Annotated in this window: 14 protein-coding genes and 3 tRNA genes; 9 read left to right on the top strand and 8 right to left on the bottom strand. The window is 40.3% G+C overall.

The genetic code is table 11. From position 1 onward, the window contains the following. Nucleotides 1–158 precede the first annotated feature (158 nt). Complete coding sequence (locus tag M2408_RS02205) at nucleotides 159–1,124, bottom strand: arginase (RefSeq protein WP_259178860.1); 966 nt, start codon at nucleotides 1,122–1,124, stop codon at nucleotides 159–161. After that, nucleotides 1,121–2,386: an ornithine--oxo-acid transaminase gene (rocD, locus tag M2408_RS02200; RefSeq protein ID WP_259178859.1), complete on the bottom strand. Its 1,266-nt coding sequence runs from the start codon at nucleotides 2,384–2,386 to the stop codon at nucleotides 1,121–1,123. Before rocD ends, M2408_RS02205 begins: the two co-directional genes overlap by 4 nt. A gap of 123 nt (nucleotides 2,387–2,509) precedes the next feature. Here rocD and M2408_RS02195 point away from each other — a divergent pair, with 123 nt between their 5' ends. After that, nucleotides 2,510–2,962, top strand: coding sequence for an Lrp/AsnC family transcriptional regulator (locus M2408_RS02195; protein ID WP_108631878.1), 453 nt, complete (start codon nucleotides 2,510–2,512; stop codon nucleotides 2,960–2,962). 61 nt (nucleotides 2,963–3,023) lie between these two features. Here M2408_RS02195 and M2408_RS02190 read toward each other — a convergent pair whose 3' ends face one another. Beyond that, nucleotides 3,024–3,212 carry a hypothetical protein gene (locus M2408_RS02190; RefSeq protein WP_120257934.1) on the bottom strand — a complete coding sequence of 63 codons (189 nt, stop codon included), beginning with the start codon at nucleotides 3,210–3,212 and terminating at the stop codon, nucleotides 3,024–3,026. Nucleotides 3,213–3,417: 205 nt separating this feature from the next. On the opposite strand from M2408_RS02190, the gene M2408_RS02185 reads away from it, so the two are divergent. The 3 genes from M2408_RS02185 to M2408_RS02175 all read left to right on the top strand — a co-directional run bounded on the left by M2408_RS02185 (nucleotide 3,418) and on the right by M2408_RS02175 (nucleotide 5,924). Beyond that, nucleotides 3,418–3,660 carry a hypothetical protein gene (locus M2408_RS02185; RefSeq protein WP_120257935.1) on the top strand — a complete coding sequence of 81 codons (243 nt, stop codon included), beginning with the start codon at nucleotides 3,418–3,420 and terminating at the stop codon, nucleotides 3,658–3,660. Between the two features lie 106 nt (nucleotides 3,661–3,766). Beyond that, nucleotides 3,767–4,426 (top strand): NAD(P)H-binding protein, encoded by a 660-nt coding sequence (locus M2408_RS02180; protein WP_259178853.1) that lies wholly within the window; start codon nucleotides 3,767–3,769, stop codon nucleotides 4,424–4,426. An 85-nt stretch (nucleotides 4,427–4,511) separates the two neighbouring features. Further along, a complete protein-coding gene (locus M2408_RS02175; protein ID WP_259178851.1) occupies nucleotides 4,512–5,924 on the top strand; it encodes an alkaline phosphatase in 1,413 nt (470 codons plus the stop codon). A gap of 40 nt (nucleotides 5,925–5,964) precedes the next feature. Here M2408_RS02175 and M2408_RS02170 read toward each other — a convergent pair. The 3 genes from M2408_RS02170 to M2408_RS02160 form a co-directional block, all read right to left on the bottom strand. Continuing rightward, nucleotides 5,965–6,037: transfer RNA gene (locus M2408_RS02170), tRNA-Thr, on the bottom strand. 34 nt (nucleotides 6,038–6,071) lie between these two features. Further along, a tRNA-Thr gene (locus M2408_RS02165) sits at nucleotides 6,072–6,144 on the bottom strand. A 33-nt stretch (nucleotides 6,145–6,177) separates the two neighbouring features. Next, a tRNA-Thr gene (locus M2408_RS02160) sits at nucleotides 6,178–6,250 on the bottom strand. A gap of 272 nt (nucleotides 6,251–6,522) precedes the next feature. On the opposite strand from M2408_RS02160, the gene clpB reads away from it, so the two are divergent. After that, on the top strand, nucleotides 6,523–9,123 hold the full coding sequence (gene clpB, locus M2408_RS02155) for an ATP-dependent chaperone ClpB (RefSeq protein ID WP_259178850.1): 2,601 nt from the start codon (nucleotides 6,523–6,525) through the stop codon (nucleotides 9,121–9,123). Between the two features lie 90 nt (nucleotides 9,124–9,213). Here the strand turns inward: clpB and M2408_RS02150 are convergent, their stop codons facing one another. After that, complete coding sequence (locus tag M2408_RS02150; RefSeq protein WP_259178848.1) at nucleotides 9,214–9,708, bottom strand: thioredoxin family protein; 495 nt, start codon at nucleotides 9,706–9,708, stop codon at nucleotides 9,214–9,216. Nucleotides 9,709–9,865: 157 nt separating this feature from the next. Between M2408_RS02150 and purN the strand changes: the two genes are divergently transcribed. Then, the gene (purN, locus tag M2408_RS02145; protein WP_120257940.1) at nucleotides 9,866–10,438 is read left to right on the top strand and encodes a phosphoribosylglycinamide formyltransferase; all 573 of its coding nucleotides are present in this window, start codon (nucleotides 9,866–9,868) and stop codon (nucleotides 10,436–10,438) included. A gap of 254 nt (nucleotides 10,439–10,692) precedes the next feature. On the opposite strand, the gene M2408_RS02140 is transcribed toward purN, so the two are convergent. Next, entirely contained in the window at nucleotides 10,693–11,928 is a 1,236-nt protein-coding gene (locus tag M2408_RS02140) for an MFS transporter (RefSeq protein WP_259178846.1), read from the bottom strand. A 92-nt stretch (nucleotides 11,929–12,020) separates the two neighbouring features. On the opposite strand from M2408_RS02140, the gene M2408_RS02135 reads away from it, so the two are divergent. From M2408_RS02135 to M2408_RS02125, 3 genes are all read left to right on the top strand, one after another. Next, nucleotides 12,021–12,518, top strand: coding sequence for a DUF4442 domain-containing protein (locus M2408_RS02135; RefSeq protein WP_120257943.1), 498 nt, complete (start codon nucleotides 12,021–12,023; stop codon nucleotides 12,516–12,518). 40 nt (nucleotides 12,519–12,558) lie between these two features. Then, a complete protein-coding gene (locus tag M2408_RS02130) occupies nucleotides 12,559–12,975 on the top strand; it encodes a transposase (protein ID WP_259178843.1) in 417 nt (138 codons plus the stop codon). Nucleotides 12,976–13,057: 82 nt separating this feature from the next. Next, on the top strand, nucleotides 13,058–13,705 hold the full coding sequence (locus tag M2408_RS02125; RefSeq protein ID WP_259178842.1) for an SCO family protein: 648 nt from the start codon (nucleotides 13,058–13,060) through the stop codon (nucleotides 13,703–13,705). Nucleotide 13,706: the final 1 nt, after the last annotated feature.

The raw sequence follows: 13,706 nt of genomic DNA, 5'->3' as shown, positions 1-13,706 counted from the left end.
CAAAAGGGTATCCGATCTTCATATCGGATACCCCCCTAGTACCTATTGATTTATTAAATATTAATACAAACGCACTACGTGACCTTTTGCTTATTACTAATCCTTGCAGAGAAACTGACCTAATCCAAAAGCAATATAAAAGGAAATCGTATCACATATCAATCACCAGATTTGAGCTCGATCATCGGTGTTATGCGTTCTAAAATATCAAAAGCGACCTCCGCCATCTTGTTTCCTTTATTGTCCAACAAAGGGTTTACTTCGACAATCTCCAGACAACCAACTTTTTCAGAACGTATGATTTCTTTCAATATCAGAACGATTTCCTTTGGTATAAACCCTTTGGGAACAGGCGTCCCAGTACCGTCTGAGATCAATTCGCTATCCATACTATCCACATCAAAAGAGATATAAATCATATCGCAGTCCTGCAAACTGATCAATGCTTCAGCCACACAGTCTTCAATTCCTCGTTGGCGAATTTCTTCGACACGGTAATTTTTAATTCCCAAATGCGCAATCAAAAGATCTTCTGGTTCCTCAGTATCCCTGACACCAAAATAGATTAAACTCGCTGGTTGTATCTTTTCTGCCGGACCGGCAATACGCTTCAGCTTATTCCAGAATTCCTGCGTTGATTGATCAATTTCATTAATTTTACAGGACAGGTTATCTTCATTCAACATGGCTGCCAAGGGCATGCCATGCATGTTGCCAGAAGGTGTCGTATAAGGCGAATGAATATCAGCATGGGCATCTACCCAAATCACACCCAATTTTTTATCGGGATAAGCCGACTTGATACCGCTGATTGTCCCCATTGCCGAAGAATGGTCACCCGAAAATACCAAGGGGAAATTACCAGCCGACAGACTATCTTCCACTGTAGAGGCCACCTGCTTACATTGTTCGTAAATCTGTTGGATATGTTTACCGAAAGGATGGTTATCATTTTGGTAAATGGAACTATTTCGTGTAGGCACATCCACAAAGGGATAATTGATAAAATACTGACTTCCCTTGTTGATCGCCGCAATCTCAATAGCATCTATACCAAGGTCAGAACCTCGGGTACCCGCACCAATATCCGATCTGTTTTTGATCAATTCAATCATTTTCTTCATCGTGCAGTCACATTAGTCAACGATCGTTCGATTATCTCCAGGCAGCTGTCAATCTGACTTTCCGTAATGACCAATGGCGGCGCCAAACGGATCTTGTTGCCATGGGTAGGTTTTGCCAAAAGACCATTTTCCTTAAATTTCAGGCAAATATTCCAAGCTAGATCACTCTCTTCGCTAGCATTGATCACAATAGCTGTCAATAGTCCTTTGCCTCTGACTTCGGTAATCATATCCGATTTAGCCGCAATTTTTCGTAACCCCTCCAAAAACAGATCCCCCATTTGACGGGCATTGTTGATCAGATCTTCATCCAGTACAACCTGGAGCGCTTCCATCGCTACCGCACAGGCCAGTGGATTACCACCGTAGGTAGAACCATGCTCGCCCGGTTTGATACACAACATAATAGCATCATCTGCCAATACCGCTGAGACTGGCAATACACCTCCAGACAGCGCTTTTCCCAATATCAATACATCCGGTTTACTCGCACTGTCCGCATCATCAATGGCATAAGAAGCCAACATGCTTCCAGTTCTTGCAATACCTGTCTGGATTTCATCCGCAATAAAGAGTACATTATAGGTTGTACACAACTGGCGTACACGTTTCAAATAATCTGCATCCGGAACCACAATTCCTGCTTCACCCTGAATCGGCTCAACAATAAATCCGGCAATATTTTTATCCTGTTTAAACAAGGCTTCCAATGCCGCAATATCATTGTAGGGCACCAATGCAACTCCCTCCACGAAAGGACCAAAATCGTTGGTTGCAGTCGTATCGTTTGAAGCAGATATCACCGAAATGGTACGTCCATGAAAATTATCTTTGGCAAAAACTATTTTAGCCTGATTTTGAGCAATACCTTTGACCTGATATGCCCATTTGCGACAGAGCTTCATCGCTGTTTCAACAGCCTCAACACCCGAGTTCATAACCAAAGCTTTATCGAAGCCAAATAGCTTACAGATCATTTCCTCAAAATCACCCAGCTTATTGTTATAGAAAGCACGCGAAGTCAAAGTCAACTTCTGAGCTTGATCTGTCAACGCAGCAATAATACGCGGGTGACAATGCCCCTGATTGACTGCTGAATACGCCGACAGGAAATCAAAATAAGACTTACCATCAACATCCCATACCAACACACCTTCTGCCCGTTCCAACACAACCGGTAAAGGGTGATAGTTGTGTGCTCCATATTTTTCTTCCTTGGCAATAAATGCCGCGCCGTTTCCTTGTTTAGATACAATACTCATAATTTGGATTTTATTTCAAATAATAACAAATATACAATTTTTACTATTTTTAAGGCAAAATAATAGAATTTAACACTAAATTAGCGTTAAAATATTAAAATTAACTTTTAAACCTGCATAACAATGAACGGCATAGATGAATTTGACCTTCAAATTTTAAAATATCTGGATGCGGATGGCCGAATGGCGTACTCGGCTATTGCAACAGCATTAGGCGTATCCAACACCATGATCCATCAACGTATCAATCGTCTCATGGAGCAAGGGATATTAACAGGCATAAAACCCGTATTAGATGAAAAAAGATTAGGTTATGATTGGGGAGCTTTTACAGGTCTCAGTCTGGAAAAAGATCATGATTCAAGTCGTATCATTGCCGAGCTTAAAAAGATCCCTGAAGTTACGGAATGTTATTACATCACTGGAAACTACACCTTATACGTAAAGATTATCGCCAAAAACCATGAACATATGCGTCAGTTGCTTTATGAAAAAATTGATAACATTCCGGGCATCGCAAAGACAGATTCTCTCATCGAATTAGGATGTGCATTTAAACGCAATATTATCCTTTAGCAACAATAGCAAACTCAAATGGTCTCGGATCTCAGAAAGCAATCTTGGATTCAAGACCTTGTTATTGTTTCCCGATATTTGCCAGCTCCTCCTCTGTCCAATAAATCAGTTCCCGTAATACAAACACATTTTCATAGCTTCCCAACCCATCTATATAATCCCACAGATTGCCTTCAACTTTAACCGGCCTGCCATGGTGCAGTATATCATACCCATTATCCAACCAATTTTGTATCTGCTCTTTATCCATCTTTATATGATCTTATTGTTAATATTTATTTAAAACGATTACTTCAAATATAAGGCATTTTTGTGAGGGAAATAAGTCTCCGGATAAGAAAATTTAAATTCTATACTTTATTAAAAAACAACATATCAGCGACAAGTTTTCAGTTCGAATTAGGCAATTTTAGGATTAAATAAAGTATATTCGTATAAAACCAAATTGTATAATTATGGCAGATTTTTTCTATGTTGGCTATGAAGGTGAAGACGAACTACTCGAACTCGTAGCTGTATCAACCATCCAATCGCTATTGTATTTTCAAGACGCCGATCAGGAAGATTTTACGACAATAAAAACCTCTATCGATCAAAATTTTATTGTGGAAGAAGATCTGATTACTGTAGCCGACGCCCTGAGACTGGATCAATCCATCGTACGTTTTACACCCGGAAAACCAAATTACAAAGATTAGGGATTCTGCTGTAAAAAATTGCTACTTATCAGTAGCAGTATTGCTATCCCGATTGACAGGGATAGCCCATAGTTCATTTGTGAAGTAAAATAAAAAAATCAACAACATGAGAGCAGTTTTAATTGGTGGTTCCGGCGCAACTGGAAGAGTACTTGTTCATGAACTATTAAAGTCTACTGATTTCACCGAAGTCATCGTCCTCTTACGTCGCAAGAGCTTTGATGAACAACCCAAATTACGACAGATCCTTGTAGACTTCAGCAAACTGCAAGAGTTTGAACAAGAGATTCATGGCGACATTGCTTTTTCGTGCCTGGGTACCACTGTCAAAGATGCCGGTAGTAAAGAAGCTCAATGGAAAGTGGATCATGACCTCAACCTGCAATTCGCGGCGCTGGCCAAGAAAAATGAAATCCCCTGTTTTGTATTACTTTCGGCGGTCAACGCAGATGCGGAATCGAAGATTTTCTACAATCGGATGAAAGGGAGTCTGGAGCAACATGTGAAAGCACTAGATTTTGGTAAACTTATTATTGTACAACCCGGCGGCTTGATCCGTCCCAACACCGATCGCCTAGGCGAAAAGATTGGCATAAACGCATTACGCGCTTTTAACCGTATCGGCCTTTTTAAGAGCTATGAAGTGCTACCTGTTGCCACAGTTGCCCAGGCAATGATAAAGTCCATTCATGCCCGCAAAGAACGCATCAATATCATCTCAGTTGAAGATATCAAACAGCTATCAGACACTGCGAACCAAGGGTAATGTAAAAAGTATTCATAACAATGAATTAACAATAAGCTAATCCAGGCTTATTAATTTACCGTCATTTATTTTACTTATCACACTAATGAAAAAACGCTTTTTATTCCTTTTTCTCTTTGCTTTTATTTATGTATTTCCGGCTTTTAGCCAAGAAGCAAAATATATCTTTTACCTCATCGGTGACGGAATGGGACTCAATCAAGTCAATCTAACCGAAATACACCGTGCCGAACTCCAGCAAAAAAACAGTACGGTACCTTTGGTCTTTACCCAGTTTCCCCATGTTGGATTTGCTTCCACGCACTCCCAATCCAATGGTGTTACCGATTCTGGCGCTGGTGGTACAGCTCTTGCCGTCGGTAAAAAAACGAAAAATGGTGTTATCGGAATGGACAGTACCGGAACAGTACCACACAAAAGTATCGCTTATGCAGCTAAGGAAAAAGGAAAGAAAGTCGGTATCATCACGAGTGTGAGTATAGACCATGCTACACCTGCTTCGTTTTACGCCCATCAGCCCGACCGGGATATGTATTACGAAATTGGCAAAGAAATTATCAGCTCCAATTTTGACTTCTTTGGTGGATCCAATTTCCTAAAACCCGAAACAACCTTTGATAAACAACCCGCTCCTTCTCTTTTCCCCCTATTTGAAAAAGCAGGATATAAAGTTCTAAAGGGAAAAGAGGCCTATATGCAACATCCCCGCAAATCTGACAAAATCATCCTCATGAATACAGATGGCACTGCAACAGATGCGCTAAAATATGCCATAGATCAAAAACCATCTGACCTCAAGCTAGCGGATATTACCGCTGCGGCAATCCAATCTTTAGAACAAAACAATAAAAATGGATTCTTTTTGATGGTTGAAGGTGGAAAAATAGACTGGGCCTGCCATGCAAATGATGCAGCCACCACCATCCAGGAAGTATTAGACTTTAATTCAGCGGCGGAACTTGTATATGAATTCTACAAGAAACACCCCAAGGAAACACTTATTGTGGTCACTGCTGACCATGAGACTGGCGGATTGGGCATTGGCAATGGTAGTTCTACTTTAAAGACAAAATTACTGGCTAATCAAAAATTATCGCATGCCGAGCTTTCAAATGAAATTGGTCACCTGCGCAAAAACAATGCAAATGCAACTTGGGATGACCTAAAAAATCTACTTTCCAAGCATACGGGCCTTTATAACCAGGTAAACGTCAATGCGGATGACGACAAATCACTACAAGAAGCCTATCAACGAAGCTTCGTTGACCATCAGAATGAAACAGCAAAAAGTTTGTACGCCAGTGATGACAAAATCGCTGCTTTAAGCATTGCCATATTAAACCGTATGGGGTCAATCGCCTGGGCTTCCAATAACCATTCGGCAGCTTATGCTCCTGTTTATGCCATTGGCGCAGGAGCAGAGCAGTTCAATCAGAAAATGGACAACACCGACATACCAAAGAAAATAGCGATAGCCGCCAAGCTAAGCTTAGACTAAAAACAAAAAAATCCCCAAGAATTTCCTGGGGATTTTTTTGAGCCTCTTATCGGAATCGAACCAATGACCTACTGATTACAAGTCAGTTGCTCTACCAGCTGAGCTAAAGAGGCTTTTTAAATGAATTTTAATGAGTATCGCTCAAAGAGCCTCTTATCGGAATCGAACCAATGACCTACTGATTACAAGTCAGTTGCTCTACCAGCTGAGCTAAAGAGGCTTTTTAAAGAAGTTTGATGAGTAACACTCGAAGAGCCTCTTATCAGAATCGAACCAATGACCTACTGATTACAAGTCAGTTGCTCTACCAGCTGAGCTAAAGAGGCTTTTTACTTCTTCTCAATCTTAAAACGACCTCCGTTTTAAGATGCTGCAAATATCGAAAGCCTAAATCAAAAATGCAAGTCCCCCGCCATAATTTTTACCCGCTTTGAAGCCAAATATTTAAAAATCAACAGCATTATTTTTTAATACTGAAAATTTGTCATGAATCAATAAATATTAATGTCATTTTTTCCGAATTACCACATAAAACTCGAATGGCATTTCAATTGTTATACCCATACATATCAACAAAACTTTAATTAAGCGATACAGAATGAACTTTAACAATTACACAATCAAAGCCCAGGAGGCTATACAAAAAGCGTCGGAGATAGCCGCTGGAAATCAGCAACAGGCCATTGAGACAGCACATATATTAAAAGCATTACTTACTGTAGATGAAAATGTTGTCAGTCACCTATTAAAGAAATTGAACGTCAACATCCCCTACCTTGGCGCCGAGCTTGATAAGCAAATCGAGAGCTTCCCCAAAGTAAGCGGAAGTAACATCTATCTCAGCAGTGATGCAAACAATGCTTTACAAAAAGCACAAGGATATCTCAAAGAATTTAACGATGAATTTGTCTCTGTCGAGCATGTACTATTGGGTATATTGGCCACTTCAGACAAAACCTCATCCCTGCTGAAATCACAAGGGGTTACGGAAAAAGATCTCAAGACTGCCATTAAAGAATTGCGGGGCAATAGTCGCGTGACTGATCAAAATGCGGAAGCAACTTACAACGCACTTGGAAAATATGCCCGTAACTTAAATGAATATGCCGAATCCGGCAAACTAGACCCAGTCATCGGCCGTGACGAGGAGATCAGACGTGTCATGCAGATTCTTTCACGACGTACCAAAAACAACCCCATACTCGTTGGTGAACCCGGGGTTGGTAAGACCGCTATTGCGGAAGGAATCGCCTATCGGATTATCAAAGGCGACGCACCAGAGAATCTAAAATCCAAAATTGTATTTTCTTTGGATATGGGCGCCTTGGTTGCCGGAGCTAAATATAAAGGTGAATTTGAGGAACGCTTGAAAGCTGTTGTCAAAGAAGTAACCGATTCCAATGGTGAGATCGTCCTTTTCATTGATGAGATCCACACCCTGGTTGGTGCTGGTGGTGGTGAAGGCGCTATGGATGCCGCAAACATCCTGAAACCTGCCTTAGCCAGAGGTGAGCTACGTGCCATTGGAGCGACCACGCTCAACGAATATCAAAAATACTTTGAAAAAGACAAGGCCCTGGAGCGTAGATTTCAAAAAGTCATGGTAGAAGAACCTGACACACAAGACGCCATCTCTATCCTACGTGGACTGAAAGAACGCTATGAAACACACCATAAAGTACGTATTCTTGATGAATCTATCATTGCTGCGGTGGAGTTATCACAACGTTATATCGCGGATCGTTTTTTACCGGACAAAGCCATAGATTTAATTGACGAGGCTGCATCCAAATTACGTTTGGAAATGGACTCCGTACCAGAAGCCGTAGACGAACTGGAACGCCGTATCATGCAATTGGAAATCGAACGCGAAGCGCTGAAACGTGAGAATGACGACAAAAAGGTGCAGGAACTTTCTGAAAGTATTGCCAACTTATCTGCTGAACGCGATACCTTGAGAGCTTCATGGCAGGAGGAAAAAAGTCTGGTGGACAATGTGAACCAAGAAATTGAAAACATTGAAAACTATAAACTTGAAGCCGAACAGGCCGAACGCTCAGGTGATTATGGTAAAGTAGCTGAATTACGTTACGGACGGATCAAAGAAGCACAGGAAAAAGTAGAAAAGCTAAAAGCCGAACTGGCTGAAAAACAGGAAAGCAAACGCATGCTCAAGGAAGAGGTAACTTCAGAAGATATTGCTGATGTCGTTGCCAAATGGACCGGAATACCTGTCAGCAAAATGATTCAGTCTGAACGTGAAAAGCTGTTGAACCTGGAAGAGGAACTTCACAAACGGGTAGCAGGTCAAGATGAAGCCATTGAAGCGATCTCTGATGCAATCCGCCGTTCAAGAGCAGGACTGAATGATGCGAAACGCCCAATAGGTTCATTCATCTTCCTGGGTACAACCGGGGTCGGAAAAACCGAACTCGCAAAAGCCCTGGCTGAATTTCTATTCGATGATGAACAATCTATGGTGCGTATCGACATGTCCGAATATCAGGAAAGACATGCCGTATCCCGTTTGATTGGCGCGCCTCCGGGATATGTTGGTTATGATGAAGGCGGTCAGCTTACAGAAGCCGTACGCAGACATCCTTATTCGGTCGTATTATTGGATGAAATTGAAAAAGCACATCCGGATGTATTTAACATCTTGTTGCAGGTATTGGATGATGGTCACCTAACAGACAACAAAGGCCGTACAGTCAACTTTAAGAACACAATCATTATAATGACCTCTAATACAGGATCACATATCATCCAAGAGAATTTCAGTCATTTGGATGATGACAATAAAGAGGAGATCATTGCAAAAACACGTACTGAAGTGTTTGACCTACTCAAACAGTCGATCCGTCCAGAGTTCCTGAACCGTATTGATGAGGTGATTATGTTTACACCATTGAGTAGAGATGAGATCGGTGATATTGTGAGACTTCAATTTGTACATGTCCAAAAACAATTGGCCGAACAAAATATCTTTATCACAGCCTCGGATGAAGCGATGGATTGGTTGGCACAACTCGGATACGATCCGATCTATGGTGCCAGACCATTGAAACGTGTCATTCAGAAACGTATTCTGAATGAGTTATCCAAAGAAATCTTATCGGGCAAAGTCAGTCGCGATTCGATTATCAGACTGGATGTCTTTGATGGAAAATTCGTCTTTATCAATAAACAGGAAGATTGATAGTTTATAAATAGTCATAAGAGCCCCGCTAATGAAGCGGGGCTCTTATGTTATAAACAGGTATTTTACAGGTTAAAGGGTAACTATCATTTAATTCGAAACCCCTACTGCTTTCAGCAATTTCTTCACATCGTCCTCCCCGTCAAGATGCTGCACTAAGGTCCGCGTTTTTGCATCATAAACATAAAGGGAAGGATAATTACTTGGGCTGAATTTTTCTATAAACTGTGTTCCCGAATCAAACAAAAATTTCACATTGGCAGCACTTTTCAATGCTTTGGCATGCATATTAATAAATCCATCCACATAAGGTTTATCGTTCATGGAGATAAAATAAAAACTAACGTTTTTTAGCTTTTGTAAATTCTGTGCAATGCCCGCTCCCATTTTCTGACAATGGCCACAACCTGGATCATAAAAATTCAAAACGATATAACCTGTCTTGGGCAATTTGTCTGAATTAAATTTACCCGACTGATAAACCTCATCAAACGTAAATACTGGAATTGTTTTTGGAGCCTGCGCAAATAAGGGCTGAAAAAGAAAAAATGCACATGCAAAAAATAGGGAGCAGAGTAACTTCATGTTAAAGAATTTTAAACTGACAATGAATATTCAATTAATTTTAACCAATAATACCTAAAAATGCGGTTCTATTCGTCAATATTTTAGTTTTTTTACAAAAAATGCGTAAGTTTGAACTAATTTTTAAATCGATCAAATCTATTAACACTCATTAATCGTGAAAAAACGAATTGCCATTTTTGCTTCAGGTTCAGGGTCCAATGCTCAAAAAATAATGGAACATTTCAAATACTCAGATGAAGTTGAGGTTGCGCTGATCCTGTCCAACAACCCTGATGCTTATGTTATTCAACGCGCTGACAATTTTGAAATTCCAGCTCATATATTTGATCGCAATGAATTTTACAACACGGACAATGTCGTTAACATCCTTAAAAATTTGAATATCGATCTGATCGTCTTGGCAGGTTTCCTATGGCTTGTTCCAAACAATCTTTTAAAAGCCTATCCAAATCAGATCATCAATATCCACCCTGCTCTCCTACCTAAATATGGTGGCAAGGGTATGTATGGCGACCATGTACATAAAGCTGTTTTAGCTAATAAAGAGGAAGAGCATGGCATTACCATTCATTTTGCCAATGAGCACTTTGATGAGGGCGAGATTATTTATCAAGCAAAGTTTAAGGTAGATGCCGGTGACACATTGGATATCATTAAGTTCAAAGGACAACAATTGGAGCACCAGCATTTCCCGAAAGTAATTGAGAACCTAATCAAAAAAATGTAAAAACAACATTTTTATTTAGAATTATTTTAAACAAATTGTAACTTTGTCTCATGAACGAAGTTATTGAATCCTTTGTGGAACAGTGTGAGGGCGAGGGCAAAGCAAGCCCATTTCAATTTAGAAGTGCCGCAATGAATCCTTTTTCTGATTTTTCCTGTGTTTGTTTCAAAAAATGCTGTAAAAAATACAAAGAAGGGAAACGTTGCAAAAAGTGTCCAGGCCGAAAAAAATAAGCTATTACCATATTTTTGGGCTTACTCCTCTAGATAGTTCAGATCCTTATCAAAGCTTTCTTCAAGCTGTGTCAGTGAATACATAGCGATACCAGAAAGCACCAATACCATCGTAATTGCTGCGGGGACGATACCAAAAGAATCTACCAAAAGTCCATAGATCATTGTTGATGGTATCAAGGCGCCTCTGACAAAATTAGGTGCTGTGGTAGCCACAGTAGCCCGCAGGTTGGTCCCAAATTGTTCTGCCGAAATAGTCACAAATGTGGCCCAATACCCTACTCCTAACCCCATGATAAAAGCCAAAACCAAAAATTTATTAGCCGTAATTCCAGTACTTAAAAGATACCATAGCGAACTCCCGATAATAATCAACTGGCAGATAAAAACCACCTTTTTCCGGGATTTTAGAATCTGTGCAAACACACCTGCCAACACATCGCCAATGGAAATTCCGATATAAGCAAACATCACCCCTTTACCCGCGCTCAGGGTCTCGGATGCCCCTAGTGCTTTTCCTATTTCCGGAGCCTGCGTGACCAGCACCCCCACCACAAACCAGATTGGCAAACCTATACAGAGGCAATTGATATAACGTTTTAATCGGCCTTTATCGGTAAAAAGCATCCTAAAATCACCTTTAGGAACATCCTTTTTATCCTGTTCCTTAAATAGACCCGATTCAAAAGAACCAACACGCAATAGCAACAACAATAAACCCATTCCACCACCAACAAAATAAGCGGTACGCCAATTAAATTCCTCTGAAACAAAGTAGGCTAAAATAGCGCCCAACACCCCGACACTGGCGACCAGCATCGTTCCATAACCGCGCTTTGACTTATGCATGCTTTCCGAAACCAAGGTGATCCCCGCTCCCAGCTCCCCGGCCAACCCAATCCCTGCTATAAACCGGATAATCCCATATTGCCACACATCCTCCACAAAACCATTTGCGATATTCGCTAAGGAATACAGTAGAATGGAGCCAAACAGCACCTTTAAACGCCCGTATTTATCACCGATAATCCCCCAGATAATCCCACCCAACAACAGGCCGCCCATTTGCATATTAAGAACAAACTCTCCTTTTACCCGCATCTGTTCTATCGGTACACCGATATCTGTAAAGGATTGAATGCGGACAATAGAAAAAATAATGAGGTCATAGATATCGACAAAATACCCCAACGACGCTATCGTCACCAATAGCCATACCTTCTTGCTTTCAGCTTGTTTATCTTTTAATGTTGACATTTTAGGTTCTTTGATGCCGTAAAAATACCATAGTGAAATAAGAAAACCAAGATTTCGAAAAATAATCCGGTACATTGTTCTATTTTTGTATCATGAGATACAGTCCGCGTGCATTAACATGGCTATTGCGTTTTTACCCTCCCTTTTTATTTCAGGGAATCTGGGTAAAAAAAATCAGTCCCGGCTTTAAAGGAGCCGAAGTGAAAATTTACAAGACTCCGTTCAATATCAACACCAATAAAACCTTGTTTGGGGGAACAATTTTCGCTGCTGCAGATCCTATATTTCCGATCCTAATCGATCAATACCTTCAAAAAACAGGTTTTAGAAAGACCGTAGCCTGGCTCAAGTCGTCTCGGATTGATTTTAAAAAACCCGGCAAAACGAGTGTGGGCTATTCTGTTCAACTTTCGGACGAACTACTGGACGAATGTACCCAAACCATTCGCACGAAAGGCAAAATTGTCAAAAACCTGAGTCTGGAAATAAAAGATAAAAATGATGAGTTATGTGCTGTAGTACATTGTGAAACCTACATTCGTGACTTGAATTTTACATTCCCGGATAGAAATCGAAAGGTCGAGCAATAAGAAATTGATATCTTTGTCCAATTACCAAAAAAATAGAAACATGAACAAAATCGCTTTCATGGCTATCGCATCCTTGGCAATAGCGGCATGTGGAACCACTGGCACAAACAATGTAAAGGTTTTACAAGATTCAACAATCAAAATCCATGATGAAATCATGCCTCAGATCGCTCATTTTGACCGCGATGCAGTCAAAATAGACTCTATCTTGAATAATCTAAAAACACTGAAAGCTGCTAAGGCGGACTTAGACACCACAACGACAAAAAAGGAACTTGGTATATTAAAAGCCAATCTGGAGAGTGCAACAGACCATATGATGGACTGGATGAAAGCATATAAGCCCGACAGTACCGATATCAAATATTTTGAAGTCGAATTGCAAAAAGTATCAGACATGAAGAAAATATTTGATACTGTCTCCAAGGAGAGCCAAGATAAATTAAAGAACTTCTAGGCGAACCGCACTACTCATTGCCTTCTTAGGGCAAGATAGAAAAGCCCAGTAGGGCAAATTGATAATGAAAGAATACAAACGGATGAAATCTATAATTAAACTTTGTTGTGCTACGGGCCTATTGCTTGGTTTATTTTCTTGCAAAAACACGAGCCAGTCCAACTTACCAATTTATGGCGAACGGGAAGCCGTCGAAAAAACAGTTGATGGAAAACAAGTGATAGATACGGTTTATCATACCATACCAGCATTTAAATTTTTGAATCAGGATAGTGTGATGATCTCAGAGAAGGATTTTGAGGGAAAAGTATACATCGCAAACTTCTTTTTTACGCATTGTCCAAGCATCTGCCCAACAATGAACCGTAATTTGCTCAAAATCTATACGCAATATAAGGACAATGATGCTGTTCGCTTTTTGTCCCACAGCATAGATTTTAAATATGACCAACCTTACGTATTGAAAGATTACGCAAATAAACTAGGCGTCAGCAATGACCATTGGCAATTTGTTTCAGGTACAAAGGCAGATGTATATGGTATAGCCAACCAATATATGGTTTACACGGCTGAGGATAAAAATGTTCCCGGTGGTTATGATCACCAAGGTTATCTAGTCTTGATTGACAAGGACAAACGCATCCGTGGCGCTTATGATGGCACAAATGATGAACAAGTAAAGAAATTAATGGAAGACCTACCAAAGCTATTGAACGAAGCTAAAAACTAAT

The sequence above is a fragment of the Sphingobacterium sp. BIGb0165 genome, assembly GCF_024810095.1.
Classification (GTDB): Bacteria; Bacteroidota; Bacteroidia; order Sphingobacteriales; family Sphingobacteriaceae; genus Sphingobacterium; species Sphingobacterium detergens.
The sequence above is the reverse complement of the archived record's forward strand: the minus strand, read 5'-3'. Positions and strand labels throughout refer to the sequence as shown.